The 26,720-nt window shown below is 60.3% G+C and carries 22 protein-coding genes and 1 other RNA gene; 6 read left to right on the top strand and 17 right to left on the bottom strand.

Annotated features, from left to right (window positions below; translation table 11 throughout):
* Nucleotides 1-77 precede the first annotated feature (77 nt).
* Nucleotides 78-554, bottom strand: coding sequence for a hypothetical protein (locus tag J9893_RS10610; RefSeq protein ID WP_029314217.1), 477 nt, complete (start codon nt 552-554; stop codon nt 78-80).
* Nucleotides 555-583: 29 nt separating this feature from the next.
* On the bottom strand, nt 584-1,519 hold the full coding sequence (gene rihA, locus J9893_RS10605; RefSeq protein ID WP_043154549.1) for a pyrimidine-specific ribonucleoside hydrolase RihA: 936 nt from the start codon (nt 1,517-1,519) through the stop codon (nt 584-586).
* Between the two features lie 161 nt (nt 1,520-1,680).
* Between rihA and J9893_RS10600 the strand changes: the two genes are divergently transcribed.
* Nucleotides 1,681-2,445: an RluA family pseudouridine synthase gene (locus J9893_RS10600; RefSeq protein WP_043154547.1), complete on the top strand. Its 765-nt coding sequence runs from the start codon at nt 1,681-1,683 to the stop codon at nt 2,443-2,445.
* Nucleotides 2,446-2,552: 107 nt separating this feature from the next.
* Here J9893_RS10600 and udp read toward each other — a convergent pair whose 3' ends face one another.
* Entirely contained in the window at nt 2,553-3,308 is a 756-nt protein-coding gene (gene udp, locus J9893_RS10595; protein ID WP_010674037.1) for a uridine phosphorylase, read from the bottom strand.
* 392 nt (nt 3,309-3,700) lie between these two features.
* On the opposite strand from udp, the gene yiaY reads away from it, so the two are divergent.
* The 3 genes from yiaY to J9893_RS10580 all read left to right on the top strand — a co-directional run bounded on the left by yiaY (nt 3,701) and on the right by J9893_RS10580 (nt 6,059).
* On the top strand, nt 3,701-4,852 hold the full coding sequence (gene yiaY, locus J9893_RS10590; protein ID WP_143237305.1) for an L-threonine dehydrogenase: 1,152 nt from the start codon (nt 3,701-3,703) through the stop codon (nt 4,850-4,852).
* A gap of 132 nt (nt 4,853-4,984) precedes the next feature.
* Entirely contained in the window at nt 4,985-5,323 is a 339-nt protein-coding gene (locus tag J9893_RS10585) for an outer membrane protein assembly factor BamE (protein ID WP_029314185.1), read from the top strand.
* A 100-nt stretch (nt 5,324-5,423) separates the two neighbouring features.
* Nucleotides 5,424-6,059, top strand: a complete 636-nt coding sequence (locus J9893_RS10580; protein ID WP_210600026.1) for an NAD-dependent epimerase/dehydratase family protein — start codon at nt 5,424-5,426, stop codon at nt 6,057-6,059.
* A gap of 67 nt (nt 6,060-6,126) precedes the next feature.
* On the opposite strand, the gene J9893_RS10575 is transcribed toward J9893_RS10580, so the two are convergent.
* On the bottom strand, nt 6,127-6,483 hold the full coding sequence (locus tag J9893_RS10575; protein WP_143237303.1) for an RnfH family protein: 357 nt from the start codon (nt 6,481-6,483) through the stop codon (nt 6,127-6,129).
* On the bottom strand, nt 6,476-6,910 hold the full coding sequence (locus J9893_RS10570; protein ID WP_010673974.1) for an SRPBCC family protein: 435 nt from the start codon (nt 6,908-6,910) through the stop codon (nt 6,476-6,478). Before J9893_RS10570 ends, J9893_RS10575 begins: the two co-directional genes overlap by 8 nt.
* 248 nt (nt 6,911-7,158) lie before the next feature.
* Here J9893_RS10570 and smpB point away from each other — a divergent pair, with 248 nt between their 5' ends.
* Together smpB and ssrA are read left to right on the top strand one after the other, a co-directional pair.
* On the top strand, nt 7,159-7,647 hold the full coding sequence (smpB, locus tag J9893_RS10565; protein WP_010673973.1) for an SsrA-binding protein SmpB: 489 nt from the start codon (nt 7,159-7,161) through the stop codon (nt 7,645-7,647).
* 122 nt (nt 7,648-7,769) lie between these two features.
* Nucleotides 7,770-8,129, top strand: a transfer-messenger RNA (tmRNA) gene (gene ssrA / locus J9893_RS10560).
* Nucleotides 8,130-8,337: 208 nt separating this feature from the next.
* Here the strand turns inward: ssrA and J9893_RS21945 are convergent.
* The 12 genes from J9893_RS21945 to J9893_RS10500 all read right to left on the bottom strand — a co-directional run.
* A complete protein-coding gene (locus J9893_RS21945) occupies nt 8,338-8,460 on the bottom strand; it encodes a hypothetical protein (protein ID WP_265182620.1) in 123 nt (40 codons plus the stop codon).
* A gap of 461 nt (nt 8,461-8,921) precedes the next feature.
* A complete protein-coding gene (locus J9893_RS10555) occupies nt 8,922-9,197 on the bottom strand; it encodes a hypothetical protein (RefSeq protein ID WP_210600027.1) in 276 nt (91 codons plus the stop codon).
* A 528-nt stretch (nt 9,198-9,725) separates the two neighbouring features.
* Nucleotides 9,726-9,929 (bottom strand): hypothetical protein, encoded by a 204-nt coding sequence (locus J9893_RS10550; RefSeq protein ID WP_113736157.1) that lies wholly within the window; start codon nt 9,927-9,929, stop codon nt 9,726-9,728.
* A 62-nt stretch (nt 9,930-9,991) separates the two neighbouring features.
* Complete coding sequence (locus J9893_RS21655; protein ID WP_246875557.1) at nt 9,992-17,116, bottom strand: LPD38 domain-containing protein; 7,125 nt, start codon at nt 17,114-17,116, stop codon at nt 9,992-9,994.
* A gap of 130 nt (nt 17,117-17,246) precedes the next feature.
* Nucleotides 17,247-18,647: a hypothetical protein gene (locus tag J9893_RS10535; protein WP_210600028.1), complete on the bottom strand. Its 1,401-nt coding sequence runs from the start codon at nt 18,645-18,647 to the stop codon at nt 17,247-17,249.
* A gap of 9 nt (nt 18,648-18,656) precedes the next feature.
* Nucleotides 18,657-18,914 carry a bacteriocin gene (locus tag J9893_RS10530; protein ID WP_203762482.1) on the bottom strand — a complete coding sequence of 86 codons (258 nt, stop codon included), beginning with the start codon at nt 18,912-18,914 and terminating at the stop codon, nt 18,657-18,659.
* A complete protein-coding gene (locus J9893_RS10525; protein WP_103858409.1) occupies nt 18,914-19,294 on the bottom strand; it encodes a hypothetical protein in 381 nt (126 codons plus the stop codon). Before J9893_RS10525 ends, J9893_RS10530 begins: the two co-directional genes overlap by 1 nt.
* A 9-nt stretch (nt 19,295-19,303) precedes the next feature.
* Nucleotides 19,304-19,936: a hypothetical protein gene (locus tag J9893_RS10520; RefSeq protein WP_210600029.1), complete on the bottom strand. Its 633-nt coding sequence runs from the start codon at nt 19,934-19,936 to the stop codon at nt 19,304-19,306.
* 10 nt (nt 19,937-19,946) lie between these two features.
* Nucleotides 19,947-20,222 carry a hypothetical protein gene (locus J9893_RS10515; RefSeq protein ID WP_246875556.1) on the bottom strand — a complete coding sequence of 92 codons (276 nt, stop codon included), beginning with the start codon at nt 20,220-20,222 and terminating at the stop codon, nt 19,947-19,949.
* 80 nt (nt 20,223-20,302) lie between these two features.
* Nucleotides 20,303-24,685 carry a DUF1983 domain-containing protein gene (locus J9893_RS10510; protein WP_210600031.1) on the bottom strand — a complete coding sequence of 1,461 codons (4,383 nt, stop codon included), beginning with the start codon at nt 24,683-24,685 and terminating at the stop codon, nt 20,303-20,305.
* Nucleotides 24,685-26,346: a hypothetical protein gene (locus J9893_RS10505; protein ID WP_210600032.1), complete on the bottom strand. Its 1,662-nt coding sequence runs from the start codon at nt 26,344-26,346 to the stop codon at nt 24,685-24,687. Before J9893_RS10505 ends, J9893_RS10510 begins: the two co-directional genes overlap by 1 nt.
* Nucleotides 26,347-26,449: 103 nt before the next feature.
* Nucleotides 26,450-26,720, bottom strand: a 271-nt coding sequence (locus tag J9893_RS10500) for a hypothetical protein (RefSeq protein WP_210600033.1), incomplete at its 5' end; no start/stop codon positions are given.

Raw genomic sequence — 26,720 nt, 5'->3', positions numbered from 1 at the left:
CTCCCATAGAGAAGGGGCCAGCCTTGCGGCTGCCCCCTTTCTTGTCTGGCCTGATATCCCGTTGCCCTCCCCCGGACTCACTCCCCTTCGCCGAAAGACTCTTCCGGCAGCGGCTCCGCCGACTCACCCCGGGTGCAGTCGATGATGGAGCGCTTGGGATTGTTGGGGTCGCGCAGCAACAGGGGGGCCATCCCCTCGTCATGCAGCCTCTCGTCGGAAAATTCGCTGCCATAGGCGTTATGTGTCAGCCTGCGGGCATTGGCGATGGGGGTATCCACGAAGAGGGCATGTACCTCGAAGGTGGAGGCTGGCACCAGGAAGCCGACGATGGGCAGGCCGTGCAACTCCTGATGGACCTTGTACCAGGCAAAGCCCTCGCTCACCTTGTCAGGGGTATACATGGCGAGCTGCGGATTGGCCGGGCGCCCGGTCTCGATGTCGAGATGAAGGGTGTCCAGCTCGCAGGTCGCCAGCCCCTGCCACATCTTCTCGAACGGGGTCGCGCAACCCGTCAGTTGCATGCATGTCAGCAGCGCCAACGTCCCTTTCCACATTCTCAACCCCTTATCCGATGTCCAGGATGTCAACCAAATGAGCGCAGTCGCTGCACCAGCAACTCGATGAAACCGACCCTGTCGAGCCCCAGCAGCACCAGGGCATTGGCCGGTTTGCCGGTCAGGTCGTAGCGATCCACCACCGTCATACCCAGGGTATGGGTCCCGCCGGTTTCGATATCGACCCGGCACTCCACCCCGTGAAACAGGGAGGGCGCCAGCAGCCAGGCGATGGTACAGGGGTCATGGAGCGGCGCGCCAGCAAATCCCCACTTGGGATCCCGATGATAGATCATGAAAAAGTCGAGCAGCTGTGCCACGCACTGCGCCACCGGGTTGGGAATGGCGCGTACCCGCTCGATATCCTCGTCCATCACCTGGGCCTCGTGGGTCACGTCCAGCCCGCACATGGTGATGGGCAGCCCCGACTTGAAGACCATATCGGCCGCTTCGGGATCCACATAAATATTGAATTCCGCCGCGGGGGTCCAGTTGCCCGCACCGGCGGCGCCCCCCATCAGTACGATGCGGGCGATCTTCTGCTTGAGCTCGGGGTGGGCCGCCAGCAAGAGGGCAATGTTGGTGAGCGGCCCGGTCGGCACCAGGGTGACCGGCTCCGGGCTCTCGCGCAGACATCTTGCCATCAGTTCAAGGGCGCTCATCGCCCAGGGAGCAAAGGCGGGATCCGGCAGCTCTGGGCCGTCCAGCCCCGATTCGCCGTGGACGTTGTCGGCGATGATGAGCTCACGGGCCAGGGGCTTGGCTGCCCCCGCCGCCACCGGGATGTCGTCGCGGCCGAGCAGGGTCAGGATGCGCAGGGCATTGTTGAGGGTCTTGTCCGGGGTCTGGTTGCCCGCGCTGGTGGTGACCGCCAGCACCTTCAGCTCGGGGCTCGCCAGCGCCAGAATAAGGGCGATGGCATCATCGTGGCCGGGATCGCAATCGAGAATAACGGGCAACGCCATGGACAGACTCCTTACAACATGACAGGGAGCCATACCTTAGCAAGAGATGGCCAGATGAACTCAGGAGGGAGTCACAAAACGCCTCAACCAACGAGATCAAGTACTTGGCGACAGGCCTTGGGAGAGGACATCCAGATTCGCCGCGCCGCCATCGTTCGGGTATGATCCCTCCCCCTTCATCGTCCGGCTGCCCCATGTCCGTCATCGTCGACACCTTCATCGCCCCGCCCTGCGCCGCCACCATCGAGATCCTGTTTGAGGATGCGCATCTGCTACTCATCAACAAGCCGAGCGGCCTGCTGAGCCTCTCGGGCAAGAACCCGCAGAACCTCGATTCGGTCCACTACCGGCTGGTACAGGATTACCCCGGCTGCACCCTGGTGCACCGCCTCGACTTTGGCACCTCGGGCGTCATGGTGGTGGCCAAAAACAAGAGCATCAACGCCCTGCTCTGCCACCAGTTCAGCCAGCGCACCGTGAGCAAGGCTTACGAGGCACTGCTCTGCGGCCATCTGGCGGTGGATGAGGGCGTCATCGACGCATCCATCGCCAAGGATCCGGCGCTGTTCCCGCTGATGAGCATCTGCGCCGCCAGCGGCAAACCCGCCCGCTCACGCTATCGGGTGATGGAGCGGCTCACCCTGGAGGGGGCAGGCCAGCCGGTGCCATTGACCCGGGTCAGGCTGGTACCGGAAACCGGGCGCACCCACCAGCTGCGCATCCACAGCCAGTGGCTGGGCCATCCCATCCTGGGATGCGATCTCTATGGCGGCCTGCTCCCGCCCGGCTGCGAACGAGCCCCCAGACTGATGCTGCACGCCAGTGAACTCGGTTTTGTGCACCCGGTGAGCGGCGAAGCGGTACAGATCCGCTGTGAAGCGCCCTTTGCGCAGGCACTGGCGGCCATGACGGGGCAACAGGGGTAACGAAGAAGGGGGAAAGCAGGGCCAGGAAGGCAAAAGGGGCAAACGGCGGATAAAGATAGGGGCCGCGCTTTCGCAACGGCCCCCACCCCCCACTCGGTGTAGTGCTATCAGATCAGCTTGCGGGCGGCGCCCAGCACGATCTTGATGGCATCAGATTCGGTTTTCGCCATGGTTTCGGCGTTCGGGATTTCCTGCTGGGTACGGTTCACGATGACACCGGCCACCATGCCCGCACGCAGGCCCTGGCTGGTACACATGGTCAGCAGAGTGGCGGACTCCATCTCGTAGTTCAGCACGCCCATGGCTTGCCACTCTTTCATGGAACCCTGGAAACGTTGTACTACGCGGCCGGATACGGTGTCGTAACGCTCCTGACCTGGGTAGAAGGTGTCAGAAGAAGCAGTGACGCCCACATGCAGCTTCGAGCCCAGCTCCTTGGCGGTGTTCACCAGGGCGGTGGTGCAGTCGAAGTCGGCCACGGCCGGGAACTCCATCGGCGCGAAGTGCAGGCTGGCACCGTCGAGGCGCACGGAGCCAGTGGTGACGATCACGTCGCCCACGTTCAGGTGCGGCTGGATGGCGCCGGTGGTGCCGATGCGCAGGAAGGTACGGATGCCCAGCTGGGCCAGCTCTTCCACCGCGATGGAGGTGGACGGGCCACCGATACCGGTGGAGCAGATGATCACGGCCTTGCCGTCCATCTCGCCGCGCCAGGTGGTGAATTCACGATGGCTGGCCAGGTGCACCGGGTTGTCCAACAGCTCTGCGATGCGCTTCACGCGCTCGGGGTCACCGGGGACGATCGCCAGGGTGGCGCCTTGCAGATCCGCTTTTTTCAAACCCAAGTGAAATACATCAGACATAGTGGACTCCTGGTTGCGCCCCGCCGCATGGCAGCCGAGTGCAGTTAAGGTGATTCTTTACGGTACTTTCAAGCCGGTGTCCCCTCATCCGGGGAGGCGCCAACTATGGTCGAAAGCGCTTTCCAATTCCTTGATGCGCCTCACACTTCTGCGCTTCAAAGCTGACAAAAATGGCGCAAAACGTTTGCTAAGATGATGAATTTCTTGAAAAACGTTTTTACGTTCCTTTTGCACTCCCATCCCTTGTCAAGCCTTGATCGACCGTCCATTTAAAGAGCGCGATCGAGTCCACAAAGTTGCAAACGAGATACCATTGCCCCCTTCTCATCCCCTCCGACGCTGTTATGTTGGCGCCCGCATACCACTTAATGGCTAATCATACGGAGTCCATCATGGCGACATTCAAGTTCTACATTCCCGCAATCAACCTGATGGGGGCGGGCTGCCTGCAGGAGGCGGCAGCAGATATCCAGGGACATGGCTATCGCAAGGCGCTCATCGTCACCGACAAGATCCTGGGCCAGATTGGCGTGGTGGGCCGGCTTGCCGCCCTCCTGGCCGAGCACGGCATCGACGCAGTGGTGTTCGATGAGACCAGACCCAATCCCACCGTGGCCAACGTCGAGGCGGGTCTTGCGATGATCCGGGCCCACGGCTGCGACTGCGTCATTTCGCTCGGCGGCGGCTCACCCCACGACTGCGCCAAGGGCATCGCCCTGGTGGCCGCCAATGGGGGCAGCATCAAGGATTACGAGGGGGTTGATCGCTCCGCCAAGCCGCAGTTGCCGCTCATCGCCATCAATACCACCGCCGGCACCGCCTCCGAGATGACCCGTTTTTGCATCATTACCGACGAATCCCGTCAGGTGAAAATGGCCATCATCGACAAGCACGTCACGCCGCTGATGTCGGTCAACGACCCGGAACTGATGCTGGCCAAGCCCGCCGGCCTCACCGCCGCCACCGGCATGGATGCCCTGACCCACGCCATCGAGGCCTATGTCTCCACCGCCGCCACCCCGGTCACCGATGCCAGCGCCGTGATGGCCATCGCACTGATTGCCGAACACCTTCGCACCGCCGTGCATCAGGGGGAGGATCTCCATGCCCGTGAGCAGATAGCCTATGCACAGTTCCTGGCCGGCATGGCCTTCAACAACGCAAGCCTGGGCTATGTGCACGCCATGGCTCACCAGCTCGGCGGCTTCTACGACCTGCCCCACGGGGTGTGCAATGCGGTGCTGCTGCCCCATGTCCAGGCCTACAACGCCCGGGTGTGCGCCGGTCGGCTCAAGGATGTGGCCCGTCATATGGGGGTGGATGTGAGTGCCATGAGCGATGAGCAGGGTGCGGCGGCAGCCATTGACGCCATCCGGCAACTGGCTCGCGACGTCAAGATCCCCGCCGGTCTGGAGCAGCTCGGGGTCAGGGCCGACGACCTAGACGTGCTGGCCACCAATGCGCTCAAGGATGCCTGTGGTCTCACCAACCCCAGGCAGGCGACTCACGCGGAGATCGTCGCCATCTTCCGCGCCGCCATGTAAGGGGGCAAGATCTGCCAGGGCCGCCACGCGGCCCTTTTTATTGGCTGATGGATCAATGGCTTTTTACTTCCGCACGGGGAGTGGGTATGATTTGCCGAGCTAAAAAGACTGTATGGATGATCTGAACCCGATATGCGGATGAAACACCTGATTGCCGCGGCCCTGACCGCCCTCACCCTGTCCGGTTGCAGCCTGGTCTATCGCATCGATATTCCCCAGGGCAACTATGTGGAACAAAAGCAGGTCGACAAGCTGCGCCAGGGCATGACCCGCGAACAGGTCGAGTTCGTGCTGGGTTCTCCCATGTTGCGCGACAGCTTTGACCCCAACACCTGGTACTACCTCTATGAGTTCCAGCCCGGTCGGGGCGACAAGGAGCGCAAGGAGCTGACCCTCAACTTCGTGGGTGACAGACTGGCCACAGTGACCGGTGATTTCCCTCTCCCTGCCGCCTTCACCACACCGCTCTAGATGACATTACAAAACCGGCTTCTGCCGGTTTTGTTCTCTCTGGCCCCGGTGATGTCGCCGGGCCACACTCTGGATGCCTCATTGCCCCGAGGAGATCATCATGGGTCGATTCCTGATTGCCGGCGCCACCGGTCTGATTGGCAAAGCCTTGCTGCGCGAGCTGGGGACGGAGCACGACCTCCTCCTGCTCTGCCGCAAACCGGGCGATCCCGCTCCGGGACGCACCTGGCTGCCCACCTCGTTCGACGCGCTGGACAGATTGACGCTGCCCTCCCCTGTAGACATTGCCTTCTGCTGCCTTGGCACCACCCGCAAGGATGCCGGCTCGGCCGAGGCATTTCGCCGGGTCGATCTCGGCTATGTGCTGGCCTTTGCCGCGCTCGCCCGTCGCCACGGCTGCCGCCGCCTGCTGGTGGTCTCCAGTCTGGGCGCCAACCCGGGTTCCCCTGCCCTCTATCCCCGCACCAAGGGCGAGATGGAGCAGGCCCTGCTGGCCCAGGAGTGGCAGCGGCTCGTCATCCTGCGCCCGGCCATGCTGCTCGGCCATCGCGAACCTGCGCGCCGTTCGGAGCAGATCATCCAGGCCATCTATCCGCTGGTAAAGCCCCTGCTGCGCGGTTCGCTGCGCCGCTGGCGTGCCATCGAGGCCAGTCAGGTGGCGCACGCCATGGCGCGCCTTGCCATCCAGGAGAGCGGGATAGAGACAGTGGAAAACGAGCGCCTGCTCACCCTGTGATGCCCTGTGCCGGGCGAGACGATCACAAAGGGGCGCCACGGCGCCCCTTGTCACAGCCCATCACCCGTCAGGTGCCGGCATCGTCTCGCTTGCGGTGCACATCGGGCCGCCCGCCGGTGACCACATCGGCACGCCCCTCTTCCTTGGCTTTTTCCGCACGCTTCTTGCGCATCTCCTTGGGATCGGCGATGAGAGGGCGGTAGATTTCGATGCGATCCCCCTCCTGCACCGACTCTGTGCCCTTCACCGGACGGCTGTAGATACCGAACTTGTTGACCGACAGGTCGATCTCCGGGTGCTTTTGCAGGATGCCGGACTGTTCGATGGCCGCCAGCACGCTGGTCTCGGGCGCGACCCGGATGCACAGCACCGTCTGCCGCTCGGGCAGGGCATAGGCCACTTCGATATTGAGGAGATCAGACACCGTAAACCACCTTGGCACGATTGGAGAAGGCAAGCACCATGGAGCTCACCAGCTCGCGGAAGATCTGGCCAAAGGCCAGCTCAATGAGCTTGGAGGTGAACTCGAAGTCGAGATCGAACTCCACCTTGCAGGCATCCACGTCCAGGGGTGTGAAGGTCCACCATCCCGCCAGCTTGCTGAAAGGCCCCTCCACCAGCTCCATCTTGATGGTGCGATTGGCATCAAGCTGGTTGCGCGTGGTAAAGGTCTTGGCGATACCTGCCTTGGCCACATCGACCGAGGCCATCATGTAGTCTTCACCTGACTCGTGAACACGGCTGCCGACACAGCCAGGCAGGAACTCAGGATAGGCATCAACATCATTGACCAGCCGGAACATCTGTTCCGCGCTGAACATCACCAGGGCACTGCGAGTAATACGGGGCATGGGTTTTCCTCATCCAATCGGCCCGATTTTATCACCTTGTCAGCCAAAATCACCGCCGAAACTGTTCGCGGGTCACCAAGCAGGGCAATCGCACACTTTCCGGCCAGTGTGGTCCGCTCTCGCCCCGCCCTTCCCTCAAAATCGTCATCGAACTGCTCACAAAGCCGCCACTCGGAGCGCTGTGCGTTTTACAGCCGCCGCCACCCACGTATAATGCGCCTTCCTAAACATTGCCTAAGGCCCCCGTCATGAGCAAAAAGAACAGTAAAAACAAAGCCGGGTCCAGCACCATTGCACTCAACAGAACCGCCCGTCACGAGTACTTCATCGAAGAGCGCGTGGAAGCCGGCCTGTCCCTGCAAGGGTGGGAAGTGAAGTCCCTGCGGGCGGGCAAGGCCAACATCAGCGAAGCCTATGTCATCTTCATGCAGGGAGAAGCCTTCCTGTTCGGCTCCAGCTTCCTGCCGCTGAACGCCGCCTCCAGCCACGTGGTATGCGATCCGACCCGCACCCGCAAATTGCTGCTCAGTCGCCGTGAACTCGACAAGCTCGAGAGCCTGACCGCTCGTCAGGGCTACACCATAGTGCCGCTGGCCCTCTACTGGAAAGCGTGCTGGGTCAAGGTCGAGATCGGCCTGGTGAAAGGCAAGAAAGAGCACGACAAGCGGGAAGACACCAAGGCACGGGAATGGGACCGTGAGAAGGCCCGCATCATGAAGAACAAGCACCGCGGTTGATTGTGCGCCGCCGGCCCCCATGCGGCGACCAATAAACCAGCAATCGACCGGCCAAGGCCGGTCGATTGCCATCAACGCCTTGCCATGACAGGATTTTTGCGTACAATCCCTTTTGACAACTTGGGGCTGATTCTGGATTCGACAAGATTCACGAAACCCAAGGTGCATGCCGAGGTGCGGTAGGCCTCGTTAATAAACCGCAAAAAAATAGTCGCAAACGACGAAAACTACGCACTCGCAGCTTAATAACCTGCGCTGAGCCCTTCTCCCCTAGCTTGCCTGTGTCCTAGGGAAATGGAAGGTCATCCTTCACAGGATCGTGTGGAAGTCCTGCTCGGGGCGGAAGCATTAAAACCAATCGAGCTAGTCAATGCGTGGCGTGTCTCTCCGCAGCGTGTTGGCGAATGTAAAGAGTGACTAAGCATGTAGTACCGAGGATGTAGTAATTTTGGACGGGGGTTCAAATCCCCCCAGCTCCACCAATTTAACTAGGACACCGACAGGACAAACCCAGAAAAAACAGCCACTTAGCAAAAACATAGCGACAGTGACTGGACCAAAACTGGAATCGAAATGATCCACTGGTGATCCAAGAGCAAGAAAGCCTGCAGAAATGCAGGCTTTTTTCTTTTCTGCCATCCAGGCATAGAAAAGCCCGCACAGTGGCGGGCCAATCCGAATCCTTCCGCGTCACGCTGACGCGGTGGCTTCATCGCGTAGTTTTTCCAGAATGCGCGCGATCTTGCTCTCCTCCTCAGGCGCCAGGTCCAGCGTCTCAACAAACTCTTCCAGTTCGCTTAGTAGTGATTCCATCCGATTTCCCCCTTTCTCTCCCAGTCTCTCGACTGTGAAACACTGTATACCTATACAGTTACCGCATAAATTTACCACTTTTTGCGGGCTCACGGGAGTACAATTTTGCCCTCCTACTCCTATCATAAAGTCCGCCTTCTGCTGGCGGAACGGAAGCTGACGCAGACCCACATCAGCAAGATAACGACGATCCCTAGGTCGAGCATTTCACGATGGCTTTCCCCCCACCATGACGACTTCATGGGCTTGGCTGAGGCAGTGATGGTATCGACAGCTATGGGCATCTCGGTTCAGACCATTCTGGCTGAGCCAGACTGGTGCATGACCGATGACGAACACAGGGGGTTGATTAACCGGGCGGCGATGCTGCCAAAGCCGCACCTGGCTTCGATGCTGAACTGCTATGCGGAAATAGTGGGGGTAAGAATGGGGTAAGAAAAAGGGGCCAAAGCCCCTGAATGTTAAGCAGCTTGGACGGGCATCATCCGCCAGACCCGGTCGGTAAGCAGCTTGCGCTCATATGCAGAAAGGTCGATCCCTTCCATCTCCTCAAGCAGCTCTTCGAGTTCAGTGCGCAATTGTGCCGCGCCCATGGCAAACCTGAAACTCTGATCGTCGGGAACTTCGAGAACAGAACAGCCAGCCCCTCCGGTTCCGATCTCAACCTTAGTGAACATGGGAGAACTTGATACACTAACCTTAACTTCCAAAAACAGCTTAGGATGTTGTATAGTCATTCAGTAAATCCTGACTTAACGGTGCGGATTACATTCTCGGTCCAAGCTGCTCCAACAGCTTGGGCCGAACCATTTATGATAGCTGTGTGTATATAAGCCCCTATCTTTGCTCCCCTCCTTTCCTTCGCCATTTATTAAGCACCAATTAAATTTTAGAAAAATTGACTAACTGTCATTTCTCTCCAGATTGCGCTCGCTTGGTTGCATCACACGATATGCAAAACCCCAATACCCGTCAACGCAAAAGATGAAAAAACGACGAGACCAAGACGAAAAAATATTAATAAATACAAGCCACTATCCTCACAGGATAGTTAAAGGCATTTTCCAAAAGACCGCGAACCACCTCTGTAGGATTAATTAAAATTCGCCATGCCGATTTTAAGAAAATGCCTCCCCCTCCAATGAAAAAACTGAAAAAACCACGATCTTTTTTTTAAAATCCATCTGGGGGATTCTGTGAGGGGAATGAATGGGAGGCCTTGAGCGGAGTAGGGGAGAAAGGAGGGAAAGTAAAACGAAGGCCCGTCACCAGTTAGCCACAACAGCATTCAGCACAGCCCCGATAACCACCAGGGCGAACGCGAACGCCATAAAGGTCTCAAGGCTCGCGTTGGTCGAATTGCTGAAACACCAGTATCCGGCAGCGGCCGGGATCAACCCGAGTATCAGGCTGACGCTCATCGCTTTCAGCGCCAGCACCATACATCCAATCGCAAGCAACAACCACATAGGCGTATCCTCCCTGAGAAAGACCTCAGCTTATCCCCATCGCCAAGGCCTATCCAGGGCCACTATTCCCAGTTCTGCCGGTTGTGATTAACCGCCTGATAAACCAGATCGTTCCTGCGGGCCATCAGCTCATCGATGCGGCGACGCTTCTCGTCGGCACTCAGAATCCGATCCCGCTGGATCAGCTCTATCTTGTTGCGCACCACCCGCACCTGCTGCTGGGTGCGGCTCAGGCTGCGGCGCGATTTCAGGATCCCGCCCTGCTCTTCCAGCAGCTCGTTTGCCTTGTCGGTAAGCCCTTCGCTGCGGTACTGGTCAACGGTGCGTTTGAGCTGATTCACCTCGTTCAGCATCCGGTAGAACTCTTCCATGTGCTGGGTGGACTTCGCCGGCCCGGTGCCGCGGTATACCGCCTTTACCAGCGGGATCTCATCTGCACGCCAGCTGGCCGACTCCCCTGGTTGCGCCGCCCGGATTAGTCCATCAGCAGTGGCCATGACATAACCACCTATCGTGCCGGTATAGCCGATCAGCAGGTGCTCCAGCTTCTTGGGCGACATTCCTGTCGCCTCACCCAGCTCCCGCATCATCAGGCTGGTCTGCTCGTTGTAGCGCGCCTCCACCTTCACGGCCAGATCCTGCGCGTTCTCAATGGGCCCACCACGGAACGAGTCGTAGTTGAAGTAGGACTCCACCAGCGGCTTGACGATCTGCGGTGTGGGGTTGAGGGCGAAGGTCTCCCCTATTGCCCTGGCTACCGCCTTGCCGAGCTGGGCTCCGGTATCCTTGCCTCCCATGGCGCGCACCATCCGCTCTGGGATGGTGCCGAACATTACCCCGATCTCGAACGGCTTGGGGATCCGGAAGTGCTGGTCGCCGATGAAGAAGTGCCAGTTCGCGTCTTTGTCCCAATCCGGCAGCTCTTCGTATCGCTCATCGTCCCAGTTGGCGGCCAGCAGAGCCAGGCTCGCAGCCGTGATCATGCCTGCACGTTTGGCGATGGCTCTCGGGTTGTCTCGCAGTTCGCGGGTCAGCTTGCCTAGACCTTGCACCCGGGCATTGAAGAACGGCAGCAGTTGGGTCATGACCTGCATGGTGCGTGAGGCACCCAGCATGGAGAAATCCATCAGGTCCTTCGACTCGAACGCCGCCTGGGCGTGGCTCTTGCCAGCCTTGATGGCTGCGGCATAGACCGCCTCGCGGTTGGCATTCTCGAAAGCCTCGCCATAGCGGTTGTACTTCTCCCACACATTGGCAACCACGCCCTTTGCCTGAGCGGCGTTGCGGATAATGCTCTTTTCGTAGCGGGCGATTTGCTCGGGCGTCATCCCCTTGCGTCGCAGCGACTTACGCACGGTATCGGCCATCGCCTCTGGGTCATTGCCATTCACGTAGCCGCCCAGGAAGGAGGCTCCGCTGAACATCACATCAATGGTACTGCCGTCCATCGCCAGGGTCTTTTTCACCCCCTTGATGGAGTCGATCACCGGCCTGAAGCCGTCTTTGCTGATCGCCCAGCTGGAGAGTGAGTCGCGCAGGAAGTTGCGCAGCATGAATTCGGGAGATGCAGTGACCCCAGCAGTAAGCAGGCGCTTGGCCTTGGCCGCCACATTGACCATGGCGCCGAACGGCTTGCGGTCGAAGAAGGTCATAGCGCGATAGAGGTCCGGATCCTCAACCCGGATCATGTAGTCCTCCCCCTCCAGCTTGACCATGATCCTGTCTTTGCCATTGGCAAGGGCCTGGTAATCCATCTTGTTTGGCTTCGGAATGACCTCGATGATGCCGGTATCCGCCAGGTTCCAAACCGTCTTCTGGGCCGCCATGTTCTTCATGGACGCGTCGATCAGCTTGGAGGTGGAGGTGAAGATGTTCTCGAGCAGGTCGTTGGTGTTGGCCTCACCGCCCTTGAGCTTCTTGATGCCGGAGTTCTGGTTGGCAATGCCCTTCGTCTTGAAGGGGGCGATCACGTCGCCGTCATCTGATTCACGGAAGAACGGGATGTACCATTCGCTTTCAAACTCGGCCCGCGCCTCTTTGGTGAAGAGCCCAGCTTCTTGTGCCAGGTCCAGGGTTGCGGCATTGAGGCGGTTCCAGCGGGCTTTGGCATCAAGGAATTTGGCCTCCTTGCCCTTGCCTTGCCCCTTGAGCGCCGCAATGTCATTGGCATCAAGCAGGTTCTCTCTGCCCTGCGCCATCAGCAGTTCCGCCCGGTGACCAGCCATCCAGCCAAGCCAGTTGTGCAGATCAGCTCCCAGGTCGGCAAAGATGCCCAGCAGCGCGTCTTTCTCGCCGGTACTCGCCTTGCGCTGGATCACCCCGTCATTCCACTCCGGCAGACCATAGAGCATGGTCGCCTGCATGGTGGAGGCGGCCCCCGTCGCCATCCGTGCCGCCACATAACCGGAGTCTGCGGCATCAGTAATGCCGGCAGCCTCCTCAGCGTATTTGATGGGGGCCAGCGCGTCGAGCACCTCGGTGTTGGCTTTCTTGATGACGCGATCGATCCATGAGCTGACCACGCCTCTGTCAACTTGACGGAGCTTGTTCAGGCTGGCCTTGGTCTTGTCGATGATGTCGGGCTTGGGGCCCAGGTTGAGCTTCTCCATGGCCGCATCAGCTGCGGTACTGGCCTGGCTCATCTTGATACCGCCTTTCTGGGCTGGCCGCTCGGCTTCCTGGCTGAACTTCTTCCCGCCATCCGGCCCGCTGTCGTCTGGGCCGCTACGCTGCAACTTCTTGCCCAGCCCCTCGATCAGGGAACGCGTCTCCGCGGCGGTAATGCCATCAGGTACAAAGCCGACCGCACGCAGCGCCCGGGTGACCCAGGCCACGACCCGATCCCAGCCACGGCCCCAGGCCCCCTGCTCCAATTCCGCCAGATGAGCCACCACTTCCTCGGCTTTGGTGCCGATGTCCTCGTCGGCGTAATGGGTGTTTACCCAGTCCCACACCGGCTTCATGCTGGGGTCCTTCTGGGACTGGATTAGGCGGCTCATCAGCTTGGTGTATTCCCCGTCACCCAGGACGTTGGCCAGGCCATAGTGGGCCAGCACCTCATGGCGCAGGATCTCGCGCATCCGCTTGGGGTCGGAAATAGTGTCCGCAGCTACGTGCAAGGTGCCGGCATCGTCGTCAAACGCCGCTCTCCGGATAAGCCCCTCCTTGGCTTCCAGTCCCAGGGCCCCCTCAAGCTCCCCTTGGGTGGCGTGGATCTGCACCTTGATACCACTCGCCCCTCGGTACTGTTTGAACCAGCCACGGGAAACCAGCTCAGCCTCCTTGCGGGTCAAGTGCTTGATTGGCTTGTCGCCCTGGGCCATCGCCTGCTTGGAGAAACGAACAGAGTTCACGGTGCCAGCAACAGGCTGAGCAGCAATCGGGGACCTCGTATCCCCTCCCTTCACCCAGCGCTTGAACGCATCCACTGGCATCGCCTTGATGGCACCCAGCCCTTTCCAGCCGTCCTCGTAGTTGCCAAGGTAGCCTTCCCGGGCGGCCTGCTCATCGGAAAAGCCCATCATCACCTTGTGCTCGTCAAACTTCCCGGTTTTGGGGTCCACCTGGTCCACCACATAGACCGTCTCACTATCCGGCTTATCGCCGATGAACACATCGACATGATCGCCGTCCGCCCCCAGGGTACGCTTGATATAGCCATAGTCGTGGGCCATGGTGGATTGCCACTCCTTGCCATCCGGGTCAATACCTGAACGGGTGGATCCCTTGGGGTTTTCGAGCGCAATATCCAACCCCTGCAGCGTGAGGTGGCCCTTCTTGTAGTTCCCCGCCTCCTTCTGCGCCTCGGTGGGTTCCGGCGCAACCTCGGAGCGAGCCGCCTCTATCATCCGAGCCGGCGCACTGCCTGCCATCTCTTCTCGCTCACGGCGCAACTGGATATAACGCTCGAGATCCATCTTCTCTTGGCCTGCCTGACGAGCCCCCTCATTGGCTACTGCGGCACCGGTGCGACGCCCGCCATTGCCATTCATCTCGTGCCGGCCAGCCAACTGCAAATCCGCAATGGTACCGCCGAGGTTCTGGTGGCGTTTTTCCAACTCATTTATGGTCATCCCGCCAAAGCGGTTGTCCATGCGCCCAGCAAACTCGCGCTCAGACTGTTCCCAGCGCTCCTCGCGAGTCGGCACGGGGTCCCCCTTCTCGAAAGCCCTCCGGTAGGCCTCCCGCGCCCTGTCAATAGCGCCCTCTTTGGTGTTGGAGGTAAACCAGCCAGCCCCAACAGCAGATCGGTACTTCCAGCGTCCGGCATGCTCCTTCAGCAAGTCGCGATCAATAAGATCTACCTCGGTTGGCTCCGGAACTACCCCACCTCGAGCAGCCTCGACCAGTGCCGAAGGCTCATTGGCGGCCGGAGCAGTAAGGCCTCGCACCTTGGCAGTGAACGACTTGGCTACTACCAGGCCACCCTTACCCGGGATCGCCTTCACGCCGTTATCCTTAGCCCACTGCTTGATGATCGGCACTTCGCCTTTCAGGGTGATGGTGCCATCAGGGTTATCAATCATCTCCGACCAGGGTGTCGGCGCCGCCGCTGGCCCGGCAGTCGTGCGAGCCTGTTCAGCTTGCGCCTCTTCAGATACAGCAACCCCGGCAGGTGCCGGGGCTGTCAGTGAATTTTCCTCTCCTGGTTGGGTAACAGGTACAGGTGCAAGAGAAGTGCCATCTGCTGGATCTCCGGGTCCAGCTCGTTCCGCGAGTTCGGCAGGGGTTGGTCCAACACTTGTTGCAACCGGATCGCCTGCGCCAGGCTGATCACCTGATCGCTCACTGCTGATTGCAGGTATCGGGGTAACTGGCTCATTGCTCACCTCTGCTTGGGGTTGGTTGCCGGGGATCACCTCGCGGTATCCGGTATCGATAGCTGGTACTAATTGGCTGGCCTCGCCCGCTGTGGCAGACGGTGCCGGAACTGTTTCAGCGCTTACGCTTGCAACTGGCTGATCAGATGGTTGATTCGGGTCGGTGACACTGATGTCGTCGAGTTGCTGAACGCTGGGTTGCGTGGTTTCAGCAGCCTTCGCCCTCTCCACTTCGGCGATCTCGGCCACCCCAAAGCCGCCACCATTGAGCGGCACCGGCATCTCCTGGCCCTTGCGGCTGGCCATGGCAGCCTCTTTCTCGGTTGCGAACGGCTTGCCTTTGCGGGTGATTCGGAGTGTCTGGAGCGGGCCAACTGCCGATTCTGTGGCGCTGCCACGCATCGGTTTGGCGTCAGGCTGTCGCTGATCTGCTCCATAGACCACATCACGGTGCGGCAGCTCGTTACCCACCTCGCTGGCCTCACCCTCAATCACCGCGCCCGGCAGCTCGCCAGCGGGCTTGGTGGAAGATGCCTCTGGCGGCAACACATCCCCCTCCTGCCCACTCTGCCAGCGAGTACGCTCTGCGCCGCGGAACTGGGGGCCGGTGCCAGCCTGCTTGTCGTCAAAGTGGCCTTCCTTGGTCATCCCCCGAGCCGCATTGGCGTCACCGGCAAAGATCACATCCTTGAGCGGCAGGGCTGGGCGCTGGTTCTCCATGGCTACCTGCTGGGCGCTCTTGTTGCCTGCGAACGGGTCAAGCCCAAGCTCACCAGCCTGAGCTCGCTCATAAAGACTCTTGCCCTGATCGCCAGCCTGCATCTGGGAGGCAACCAGCTCCTGCACTGACTGGCCAAACTCACCAGCCAGGGCGCGCTGCACCTCGCTATCGGCAGCCATGCCCTTGAACCGCGCTGCGGTATCGTCGCGGCGCAGGTAGGCCGGCACATCACGCAGCTCGTCAAACTGGCTGGCGCTGGGGCCGAGCGGATTCAGCTCCCCCTCGGCCTGCGAGGCGGAGGGCGCCTGCTCGCCGTCTTCCAGTGGAGCAGATGCAAAGTTCGGATCCACTGCCGGACCAGCAGCGTCCTCCGTCACCGGCGCGGAAGGCTCTGCAACCGGACCGGTCCCAACGCCATCTTCCTGGCTGGCATGCTTACCGCCTCGCGCCCCACCGACAGCACCTACCGCACCACCTGTCCCCATCCCTATCAAGCCGCCCTCGATCGCGCTCGACATGACCCCCTTCATCGGGTCGATATCAGCGGCGGCCACCTCGTTGAGGGATTCGTTGACGGCGTATTGCTGCACCCCCTCCTCCAGGGTTTCGCTGATACCCTCACCTGCCGCCCCCTTGGCAGCACCTTTCAGCACTCCACCGGTGGCCGCCTTGCCAGCCAGCATCTTGAACAGCATGGCGTCGCCCATCATGGAGCCCATGGCGGCAGCTCCCCACACCTTGGCGTCGCTCATAGTGGCTCGGCTGGCAAAGTTGGCCGTTTCCTCACGGGCCAGCCCCAGCTTCTCCTCATCAGAGAGATGGGCGGTCTGTTGATCCTGGTCGATGCGAGTAAACGACTGGCGGAAGGTATCGCTGCCCGCCAGCTCGTCAAAGCTCATTCCCAGCACAGTGTCGCGGGTGTTCACCCCGGCACTGCCCACCGATCCGGTCGCCCCGGTGGTCACAGCGGCACCGGTGGCAATTTTGGATACTGCCTTGGCGGCGACCGCTTCGGCTACCTCCTGGGTCGCGCCACGCTTGACCATGGATGCAGTGACAGCCCGGCCGATAGAGGCTTTGGCAGCCACCCCAGTCACCCCGCCAGCGGCGAGTGTCGGTAGCAAAGAGCCAACGCCCTGCGCCATTTTCATCGCCCAGACATCGATATCCCCTGCGCCATCCCCCAGGGTCAACCGGCCTTCTGGCGTTTCATCGACCAGTCGGCGCCCCAGTGCCTCCTTGGCGTCAGCACTCATCCCATCATTCAGAGACTCTGCCCCAGATGCGGCCAGATCGCCTGCACCTGCGACCACATCCAGAACCGAGCTCAGTTTGTTGGCCATATTGGCACGAGCCTGTTCCAGGTAGTCGCCCCCCTGCTTCCCGGCATTCTCTTTGCCGAAGTTGCTTGCCTGCCGTGCCAGCTCACCAATGCCACCCACCAGATCAAGTGCGCCAGCGCCCACCCCGCGGGCGACATCGCCCAGGCCGACATCAAGATCACGTTTGGCTACAGGCTCGGATGGTTGGGGTGTTGCAGCCGCTGCGGCAGACAGGCTGCTATCGAGCGAGCTCCAGAAGGGGTCATTACGAGTGTCAGATTGTCGCGGTTGTGGCAGGGCGTCACGCAGTCCAGGTTTGTCCATGGTGTCCTCGGATTTCGAGCAAAAGAAAAGCCCCGAGCGGCGAACCGTTCGGGGCTTTTGAGATGGGGCGATCAGCATGCAGACTGATCGACGATGGAGAGATGCTAACGCTGGGGTAGGTGAAAGGCAACTATCGGCGAGCCTGGGCCAGGCTCATTGCCTGATAGGCGTTGGTCTCCGTGTCACGGAGTCGATTGGCCGTGACGGTAGCCTGCTCAGTCTGCCGCTGTTTGGCCGCCTGCTGGCGCCAAAGCTCAAAGGCCGTGTTCATCTTGGCCGGGGAATCCAGCAGACTGCTCAGTTTGCCATGTTGGTTGGCCTCCTTCACGAACTGCAGGCGCTCGGGATCGCCGCCAGTCCACTCTTTGATAGGGGTACCCGCCTCCTTCTCCTCAGCTTTGGAAGTCATGCCGAAGGTGTCGGCCAACGCCGCCTTGCTCTGCTCCAGCTGGGCGTCCAGCGCATCCAGTTGTAAGTCTTTATCCTCTGCGTTGCTGGAAGAGATGCGCGCCCTGTTCTGGCCGTGCTGCTTCTCCAGCTCGGTGACCGCCTTCTTGTAACCCACCTGGTCAGGCCCAGCCGTCAGACCGAGAGAGGTGCGCAACTGATCTGCATTGCCAATCATGTGCTTGGCCAGTGCCGCCCGCTGGTAGGCAGGCTTCAAGAAGTCGTTGATGGGGATGACCTTGGGGTGATCATCGGGCGCAGAAGTGCGGTTGTTGGTGACCGGACGCACGGCCTTGCTGCCGTCGTCATAGGTGACTTCCACTCCCAATACCACACCACGCCCGTCAGGGGTGATCATGATGTTGTTCAACTGCTTGCCGGTGATGGTCTTGCCGCTTTCCGGATCGATGTCGCCCACGCCTTTGCTGACCTCATCCTGATAGAGGGTGCCGGCCGCCTTGATGAAGTCAGGGTTATTGACGGCAGCGTGCCCCTCGGGCGTAGTTGGATCCAGTTTTCCTTCCTGCGCTTGGCGCACCAGGTTGCCCGCATAGGTGACAAAAGTCTTGCCAGCCTCGGCGTAGTCCTGCTGCAGATAGCGCTCCGGATTGAATGAGCCTGCGCGCGGGTCGCGCACCACGCTCCAGAATTGCTGGCCCGGGTCTTTGCCTTCGGTCACAGCCTGCCAGCCAGACTGGATAATCGGCAGGTTCTCCTGCTGGAAAAGCTGCTTGTCCCGCAGTGTCTTTTGCCACTCATACTCCTGCTGCTGCCGAGCTTCCTGTGCCGCCGCTCGCCGCTCAGCAGCACCGGCTCGCGCCTCGGACGCCTTCATCTGCCGCTCTGTGAGGGCGAACTGCTTGTCATACCTTGCATCTGCCAACTTGTCGCGCCCCTTGCCGTACTCCCGCTCGCTCTGGTAGCGCTCATCTGCCACTTTCTGTCGGTCCTGTTCGTTCTGCCACATGGCATCTCGCAGGCCCATTGACCTCTCCATCCGCTCATCTTCTTTCTGGCCCCGCTGGTAGCGGTCCATGGTGTTGAAGCCAGCCAGAAAACCTTCAGCCAATCCCGATACGCTCATCATGCCCCCTTAAAACAAGCTGTCTGCCAGAAACCCAACCCCAGCACCTGCCAGTGCGCCCAGAGGGCCACCGAGTGAGCCCGCCATGCCCAACACGGCGCCCATCGATGCGCCAGTACCGATTGTGCTCAGGGTTTGCCCCTTGCGAGCGGTCTTGAGACTCTTGTTGGCAGCCTCCATCTCCGACTCTCGGTTGGCAGCATCGCGCAACCCCGCCAGGCCTTGCTGGCGTGTCTGGCCGCCGATATCCAAAATGCCGTACCCCATCACACACCCCCTCCGGTTTTGATTGCCTCACGCAGCCCCGCATCCGCGCCGGTCAGGATCCCCATTTGCCGGGTCTGCTCCTGTTCACGCAGGCCGTTCTCGGTGCCTGCCGTCATCAGCGCCATGCGCAGCCCCTGGCTGTTATCGTTGGCATTGCTGCTGGTGCCCAGCCCCATCCGCGCATTGCGGTTGGCCGTAGCCTGCTGAGCTGAGCGGAGCGCGTTGGCGTTGTTCTCATCCACCCGCCCCAGTTGCTCCCGCAGCAACTGGCCGTTGGTGGCCAGTTCCATCAGTTCCTGCTGCTTGGGGTAGAAGCGCGTCTTCCAGTCCTGGTACTGCTCTCGGGTGATTTTGGCGTAAGTGTCTGCGGCGTAACCCATGGAACCCCCTTAGTAACCCTTGCCCTGCAGCACGGATGCAGTCGGGCTGATTTTCTTGATCTCCGTTGCCGCCGGTGCTTTCAGGCTGGCCAGCCCATACGAGGTGGCGGCTCCTGCCAGGGTTCCCACCAAACCAGCCGTCGCCTGCTGGCTTTGGTAAGAGCTCTGTGCATCACTGGTTGCCTTGCGCAAGCTGGTTGTGGCCACATCGCCCATACCAGCCAGCGATTCAGCCTTCTGCCCTGCGCCAATGCTCACCACATCCTTGAGCCCAGCAACATACTTGTCCTGCTGGCTGGACTGTGCGCGGTTAGTGGTATCGGTCTGACTCAGGGCTTGGTCCGTTGCCAGTCCTTCCATCGCCTCCTGGTACCTGCCGCTGGTTGGATCTACTCCACTGGCAGCCATGGAGTCAGCCAGCCCTGCGCGCGATTCACCAAAGGATTGAGCAGTGCCAAGCGCTGCCGTGCCTGCCAGTTTGTCGAACTCCCCCTCACTGTTGAGGTCATCCACCTTCTCGATGAAATAGTCCTCGTACTTCTGCAGGTCGTTCTTGTAGAGATCCCACTGCTCCATGGCCACACCGGCTGCAGCCTTCTGAGCCTCGGTCTCCTGAATTTCGTTCGAGCCACCCTTCCCCATCACCTACACCTCATAGGTTGATCTGAAACACATAGAGCCCATCAGCATCATCCGGCTGACGGGCCCATCCCATTCTTGGCGCAACCTTGAGCCACCCCTTACGCGCCGAGTGGAAGCGCAGCCAGCGTGCCCCAATCAGGCGTGCCAGGCGTTTCACTTCCGGCAGGTGCCGCTCAGGTGCCCCGCCATCCCCCCACCCCACCCAGACCAGGACACCGATCACGCCATCTTCTGCCTGTGGCTTGAGCACAAACCCGTCATCACCACGCAAGAACAAAAACGCCATCCGGTTTCGGATGGCGTCTTGCAGTTTGAGAGGGAGATTAGGATTCCCGGTATCCCTGACTATGCGGTTCAAAGCAGCCCTCACCATAGACCCATCAGCCATAGGCTCTCCCCGATAAGGCGCTGGTTCTGGATAGATGACCCAGGATAGGCCACCACTTCGAAGGTGATGTTGACGGTCGCAGTCCCAGCGGGGATCACGAAAGCATCTTGGAAGGTCACACTCATTGGCGCTCTATTCGTACCCACAGGGAACGAGGCTGTGGATGTAGCCCTAGCTACTTCAGTGCCGTTGAGCTTGCACAACAATATGAGCCCTATCGTGCCGGCTCCGGAAACCTCTGCTAGACCTGTGAGTGGTTTGATGCAGACCATGTTTCTGGCTCGCTTGTAACCTGCCAAAGAGAAGTTACCTGACGCCCTGATCATCCTTGTGATATCACCCACAATCCGATCCGCTTCCAACGTCCCCAGGACCACGCAATCGGCAGCAATCGTGCAGTTGTTCATGGTCATGTTCTTCACATAACCGCCTTCTGCACGAAGTCGATTGGTATAGATGCTGCCGTCCGCATAGATCATCGTGTACCAGCCGAATCCCCAACTGGCATAAGGCCCGCCTTTACCGAACCCTGCAGCCCCACCAGACAGGAAGGCATTGCCCATATCGATGGAACCGCCCGAGATCGCAGGCGCCGACATGCTGACCCCTGCTTTGATGTAGTCCGCCGTGATTTTCTCGGACGTCAGGATCTGGATAGTGGCCTTGCGGATGATGGCCTCTGCAATGACCGCCTGGCCATTGTCGATGGCAAACAGCGGCGCCATGGGCGTTGAGCTATTCGGGTTGAATACGAACACCTGGGAAGCAGAGATAGCCACCTGACTCGTGCCGTCAGAGTTTGCAATCAACCCTATCCCGGCAGTGATCTGGCCCGCGCTGGCTTTCGCTGTCCACATGGCCTGGGCACCATTTTGCAAGTCGGCAATAGCTTGGCTCTGGAGTTGAACGGCGGCGGCATTGGCTGCAATCCTCGGGTCGTCAGTGGCAACCCACGCAGTTCCACTGTAACGATACGGCCTGTTGTTGTTGGCTGTGTCAAACCACAGATCACCGGTGCCCATCGCTGACCCTGGGGCAGTGGCTTGGAAGAACGTTTTATTCTTGCTACCTGCAACAGCAGACACCGTATCAATCTGGCTGCCGAGGGCTTGCATCGCATCGGCACGGGCGACTGACTCTGCCGTGATCTGGCCTTGGAGTTGCTGATCTCCCTGCTGATAGTTTGCCGTTACCTGCTGGATCTGCTGTGCCATGGCCGAATCTGCATCAGCCCGCGCCTTCACTTCGTCATTGATGGCAGCAGTATTTTTCGCAACACCCTGTGCGACTTGATCAGCGCTTGCCTGAGCTGCGGCGGCGGCTTGAGCTGCATCGATCGCGACCTTGTCTGTTACTGCAACCCAGGCTGACCCACTCCACCGCTTCGGAGTGTTGGTGCCGCTGGTCGTATCAATCCAGAGATTCTGAGCAAGCCGATCTGCTACTGCTGGAGCTGCTGACTGAATGAGCACCTTGCCCTTTCCATTGGCTATCCCCGCAGCAGCCGCTGCATCCTCTTTTGCCTGGTTTGCACTACTCTGGGCTCCTGCCGCAGCGGTGCCCGCCGATTCTGCTGTGGCCTTCACCTGACTCAATTGCTCAGAAAGGGACTGGTTTGCTTCAGCACTAACACGGGACACTTCATCGATGCTGGCCGCCAGGGCCTGCTCCGCCCCCTTGAACTCTGCATCCAAGGTGGACAACTGTTCAGCCAGCGCGCTATCAGCATCGCTCCGCGCCCGCACTTCAGCTGCAACAGCAGCATTCGTCGCGGCGTCCGCCGCTTTGAACTCGCTATCAACAACACTGATCCGCTGTGACAGCGCCTCATCAGCCGTCGCCCTAACCAACTGCTCATTGGTGATCTGCGCCCTGATCTCCCCATTCTCAGCATCAAACTCAGCGGTCAGTTGCTCAACAGTCCTGGCTTGCGCCTCCTGTTGATTCGCCAGCGTGCTCTGCTGTTGGAGAATGACGCCGCGAGCCTTTCGGTTCTCTCGGTCACGTTCATCCCCGGCCAAGGCACCTTCAACCTGGCTGACGGCACCGACAACGATCTCCGACTCCATCTTGTCCTGGCGTTGGCTGAGCGAGGCCTCATTGCTCACCACGGCCTGCTGGAGTTCTGTGATGCTGGCTGAGTTCTCTCCAACCGTCACATCAAGGGTGCTGATCCGCTCACCCAGCGCTCGGTCGGCATCTGCCAGGGCTTTGCTCGACTCGGAGAGGGAGGCAGACAGCGCCGTATCGGCGGCCTTGAACGCAGCATCTACAGTGCTGATCTGCTGGGCAAGCGCCTCATCTTTTGTTGCCCGAGCCAGCTCCTCGGCCGCAACCCTCGCATTCGTATCCTCGAGGTCGCTACTGAACTGCGCCTCCACTTCGGCAACTCGCCTCGAAATGGCCTCATCGGCGGTGACCCTGGACAACGCCTCCTGAGTGATGTTTGCCCCAAGCTCTGCCGTCGCACTCGATAACGTCGCAGCCAACTGGTCCTGGCGCAAGGACAGGGCCTCGTCTGCGGCGGCGCTCGACTGCGCCAACGACCTGATATCGGCATTGGCCTGAGCATCAGCCGCCTTGAACTCCGTTGTGACGTTATCAATGCGCTGTGCCAGCGCCGAGTCTGCATCAGAGGCCACCTTCTCAACCGACGAAATCCTGGCCTGAGTGGCGGCATCCTTCGCTTCAAACTTCACTTCCATGTCTGCTGTGCGCTGAGCCTGGGCCTGCTGCTCCGTCAGGATTACCCTCTGCTCTGTACGGATGGCCCCGAACGCCTTCCGCGTCTCCCGATCCCGCTCATCCACGGCCAGGGCACCATCGATCGCAGCAGATGCGTTGTCATCGTCTTGCCCACGCTGCAGCTCGAGTTCTGCCGTGATGGCGTCGAATCGGCCAGCAGTAATACCACCGTCATCCGCGAAGATTTCCTCGAGCGCCTGGATCTTGGCCTCTGATGTCCCCGCCCTCACTTCGAGCCCGCTAACCCGCTGCGCAGTCACCTGATCGCTTTCCGCCGAAACTCGCGCCAGCTCAGTGATACTGGCCCGAAGAGTCTCGTCGCCCTGGGTGATCTGGGCCGCCAGCCCATCAAGACGCTGCGCCTGGGAACTCAGCTCGTCGGTATGCACCGTCAGTTTGCTTTCTGCGTTGGCAAGTCGCACGCCTTGGGCATCCACTTCCTGCTTGGTCGCCTTCTGGGCCAGCACCCCTTTTGTCGCATCAAGCTCTTGACCGATCTGGGTAACCCGCTGCTGTTCGCCTGTGAACTCCCCCCGGGTGACGGTTTGGCTCAGGCTGGCGTCCAAGCCGTTGATGCGCTGCTCTGCCTCTGTGATTCGCGAGCCCTGGCCGTCAACGGTGACATTGTCTGCCTTGCTGCTGATCTGGCCGGCGACGGCATCAAGCTCCTGCTGAACTTCAGTAATGGAAGTGTGAAGCTCCTCTCGCACCGCATTGACCGCATCCATCGTGATGCTGCCGTTTTCTGGATCCACGACAAACACAGCATCGCGGAACGAGTCGAAATCACCCTTGTACTTATCGAGCTTCGCATTCAAGCGATCCTGCACTAGGCCGATCTCAATGCTCGACATCCCCAGTTGCTGCTGGGCATCATCCAGCAGCTCTTGAGCTACCTTCTGGCGCTCATCCAGCCCGGCCAACTCCTGCTCAATACTGGGGATCTTGTCCTCGATGGCAGCGACCTTGGGACGAATGACCTCGATTTCATCGACCTTTGGCTTCAGGATCGCAATGTCGAGCTGGAGTTGGGGAACTTGCTCTATGGGCCCCAGCAGCGCCTGGGCCAGGTGGCTCTCCTCTATTTTCCCCTGCAGTTCGTCGAGAATGTCCTGCACATCCCGGCTGGTTTCAGCCTCGACTCCCTGCATACCCTGGAAGGGGCCCTTGTCATCCTTGCCGTTGACAAAGCGCACCCAGTAGTAAAATTTGGCGCCCTTGCCAATGGCGTCAGAGAAGAGATTGGCCGAAGAGGTCCCCACCAGGGTGGCCTCGGCTTGGTTGTCACTCTCAGCTCGCCATATCTCGGCGTGAGCATGCCCCCGGTACTGCGGCGGATCCCACTCAACAAGGACCGTGTGAAATGCGCCATTGGCGATCACATTGACCGGAGCGTGGGGGAACTCCATCTGGCCCGGCGGGAAAAGGTCTGGGTTCTTGCCCGGGACATAAACACCGCCAGCACCAGGACGCAACGTAGACAGCCCCAATGCCGCCAGCTCCCGGAAAGTGACTGCCTTATCAAGGCGATCGCCACGCTGCCCGGTGAGCAGCTCCACGTTCTCGGCTGTTGCGGCCTGGTCACGGCCGGCGCGATAAGCGGGTTTCTTGGCCATCAGTTCACCATCTCCGCCATGCTGCTCGCGAGGGTGATGCGGCTCACCACCGAGGTGCCAAAGACCTCTATCTGCCAGAACCGGCCCCGCACTGGCGGCAACCTGAACGCCCCGGGCACCAGGTTGCCAGGGGACAGCTCCATCACCTGCTCCCCGTCAACGAACAACTTGATCCCGACCAGGCCAACATCCTGAGCCAACACCCGGCAGCAGCTGAAAGACGAACCCTCTGGCTCCATAAATGGCTTGGACCGCCAGACGAACTGACCATTGCTGGAGCTCCCCCCGCGCCAAATCTGCAAGCTGCGCCCCTTGGCAACGTAGAGGGAGTCGCTCTCCATATCAGAGACAGCCGCCTCCCACCGGTTCGTCAGCTCACGCAAGTCGCCACTTTTCGGGTCAAAGATGAATGCGTGAGTGTCAGTCATGGCCACATATTTCCCCTCGTGGTGCCATGCCCGCATGGTTTCTGGCTTCATGGCGCGCCACTGGCTTCGGGTGATGATCCCCTCGGTGACCACCTGCCCACCGTTGGCGCCGATGCCGACCAGCCCGTCCGGGGAGGCATAGAGCACGACGCCATCCATGGCGACCATAGAGCGACCGCTGACACAGGACTGCGGCAGTTGGCTGAGCTTCTGGGTGGTCACGGATGCCGGGCTCACGCCCTGGGCAAGATAGGGGTACCCCTTGGTCCCAATCACCAAGGTGGTGTCGATGGCAGCGATCGCCACGATGTCGTGCTCAGTGGTCAGCCGGTACTTCTCCGGCCAGGCGTAGGGAAGGTAAGGCTCGCACAGGTAGAGGGAGTTGCCAGCAAACCCCGCACACATGCCATTCGCCATTTGACACAAGCCGCGCATGCCATTCGGCGGCATGGTGTAGTCGTAGGTCTCCAGCACAGCGCCCAGCTCCCCATCCTCCCGGATATCGACAAACGATGCTTGGGCAATGGGCAGCTCGGCGACCAACAGGTAATCAGCCAAGCCGCCACCGGACACTGACCGGTATATCCGGCGCTTGGTGATGTTACTGTTCTGGGTTGTCGGTGGGCTCAGCATCAAGGTGACGGATGACCCTGGGATCCCGATATTCACCTTTCCGCTGACAGGGCCCGGGGGCCCCTCCTCACCCATCGCAGTAACGAAGGTATCCACGTAGAAGCGAGTTTCGTCATCTGTCAGGTCATCATCCACACCACCAACAGGTGGGGTGATGGTGCCAACCCCGACCGGAACACCTGGGGCTGGAATGCCCAGTCGATACCACGCCGTCGGCTTGTTGCTGCCGCCTGTGGCGATCTGGGCATGAGTCACCTTGGGATACTCACCATCCGTGTAGTAAACCCGACCATACGAGTCCTGAGCTATCGGGGAGCGGATGGCCTCCACCACCTTGTTCCAGGCAAACCAGTGCTGGCCATAGCGAAAAAGGGTGATAGGTACGATGGGCAATTCCACACCAGCACTGGCGTCATCCTCCAGAGGCGAGATGACGCCATGGTCAAAATGGCAGTCGCGAGCAATCACCGCGACCTCATCAGACAAAAGATGGGGCTCCGCGCGCGGCATAGTCCCTCGCATGGTGACGATATCGAGTATGGGCATGGGGATCTCAGAGAGGCAGAAACGAAAAAGCCCCGCTCGAGAGAGCAGGGCCATGATGGGTAAATCCTAACGCCGGGAGCGCCAGGAGGCAAGGCTCACTTGGCTGGTTGCAGCAGCACGGCGACCACGCTCGCCGTGATGGGCTCGAGACGGACGATCACTCTTCCGCCCCACGGGCCACCGGGTAGCGCAGCTTGATCTCCGCCACCTTGTCGCGCCATGCCTGCTCGGCCGCTGCTGTCTTGTCGTATTGCCACTCCAAGAAAAGGGGGTCGGACTCGGCCACATAGGCCATCCGGCGCCGCGCCAACTGCCCATCTGTCCGCTCATAGTCGCGCTGGGCCAGTACGGAGGCGATCGTTTCCTCGCTCATGCCGAGGGCCGCCATAAAGGCCGGATTGTAGTTGTCGTGCGTTTCGCCGTCATAT

Source organism: Aeromonas sp. MaB10011B (genome assembly GCF_017939325.1).
GTDB lineage: Bacteria > Pseudomonadota > Gammaproteobacteria > Enterobacterales > Aeromonadaceae > Aeromonas > Aeromonas caviae.
This window is presented reverse-complemented; position numbering and strand designations above follow the sequence as displayed.

What these genes read in the sequence shown, in the direction of transcription:
- J9893_RS10610 (WP_029314217.1), bottom strand. Translation starts at nt 554, where the DNA reads ATGTGGAAAGGGACGTTGGCGCTGCTGACATGCATGCAACTGACGGGT.
- rihA (WP_043154549.1), bottom strand. Translation starts at nt 1,519, where the DNA reads ATGGCGTTGCCCGTTATTCTCGATTGCGATCCCGGCCACGATGATGCC.
- J9893_RS10600 (WP_043154547.1), top strand. Translation starts at nt 1,681, where the DNA reads ATGATCCCTCCCCCTTCATCGTCCGGCTGCCCCATGTCCGTCATCGTC.
- udp (WP_010674037.1), bottom strand. Translation starts at nt 3,308, where the DNA reads ATGTCTGATGTATTTCACTTGGGTTTGAAAAAAGCGGATCTGCAAGGC.
- yiaY (WP_143237305.1), top strand. Translation starts at nt 3,701, where the DNA reads ATGGCGACATTCAAGTTCTACATTCCCGCAATCAACCTGATGGGGGCG.
- J9893_RS10585 (WP_029314185.1), top strand. Translation starts at nt 4,985, where the DNA reads ATGCGGATGAAACACCTGATTGCCGCGGCCCTGACCGCCCTCACCCTG.
- J9893_RS10580 (WP_210600026.1), top strand. Translation starts at nt 5,424, where the DNA reads ATGGGTCGATTCCTGATTGCCGGCGCCACCGGTCTGATTGGCAAAGCC.
- J9893_RS10570 (WP_010673974.1), bottom strand. Translation starts at nt 6,910, where the DNA reads ATGCCCCGTATTACTCGCAGTGCCCTGGTGATGTTCAGCGCGGAACAG.
- smpB (WP_010673973.1), top strand. Translation starts at nt 7,159, where the DNA reads ATGAGCAAAAAGAACAGTAAAAACAAAGCCGGGTCCAGCACCATTGCA.
- J9893_RS21945 (WP_265182620.1), bottom strand. Translation starts at nt 8,460, where the DNA reads ATGGAATCACTACTAAGCGAACTGGAAGAGTTTGTTGAGACGCTGGAC.
- J9893_RS10555 (WP_210600027.1), bottom strand. Translation starts at nt 9,197, where the DNA reads ATGACTATACAACATCCTAAGCTGTTTTTGGAAGTTAAGGTTAGTGTA.
- J9893_RS10550 (WP_113736157.1), bottom strand. Translation starts at nt 9,929, where the DNA reads ATGTGGTTGTTGCTTGCGATTGGATGTATGGTGCTGGCGCTGAAAGCG.
- J9893_RS21655 (WP_246875557.1), bottom strand. Translation starts at nt 17,116, where the DNA reads ATGGACAAACCTGGACTGCGTGACGCCCTGCCACAACCGCGACAATCT.
- J9893_RS10535 (WP_210600028.1), bottom strand. Translation starts at nt 18,647, where the DNA reads ATGAGCGTATCGGGATTGGCTGAAGGTTTTCTGGCTGGCTTCAACACC.
- J9893_RS10530 (WP_203762482.1), bottom strand. Translation starts at nt 18,914, where the DNA reads ATGGGGTACGGCATTTTGGATATCGGCGGCCAGACACGCCAGCAAGGC.
- J9893_RS10525 (WP_103858409.1), bottom strand. Translation starts at nt 19,294, where the DNA reads ATGGGTTACGCCGCAGACACTTACGCCAAAATCACCCGAGAGCAGTAC.
- J9893_RS10520 (WP_210600029.1), bottom strand. Translation starts at nt 19,936, where the DNA reads ATGGGGAAGGGTGGCTCGAACGAAATTCAGGAGACCGAGGCTCAGAAG.
- J9893_RS10515 (WP_246875556.1), bottom strand. Translation starts at nt 20,222, where the DNA reads ATGGCGTTTTTGTTCTTGCGTGGTGATGACGGGTTTGTGCTCAAGCCA.
- J9893_RS10510 (WP_210600031.1), bottom strand. Translation starts at nt 24,685, where the DNA reads ATGGCCAAGAAACCCGCTTATCGCGCCGGCCGTGACCAGGCCGCAACA.
- J9893_RS10505 (WP_210600032.1), bottom strand. Translation starts at nt 26,346, where the DNA reads ATGGCCCTGCTCTCTCGAGCGGGGCTTTTTCGTTTCTGCCTCTCTGAG.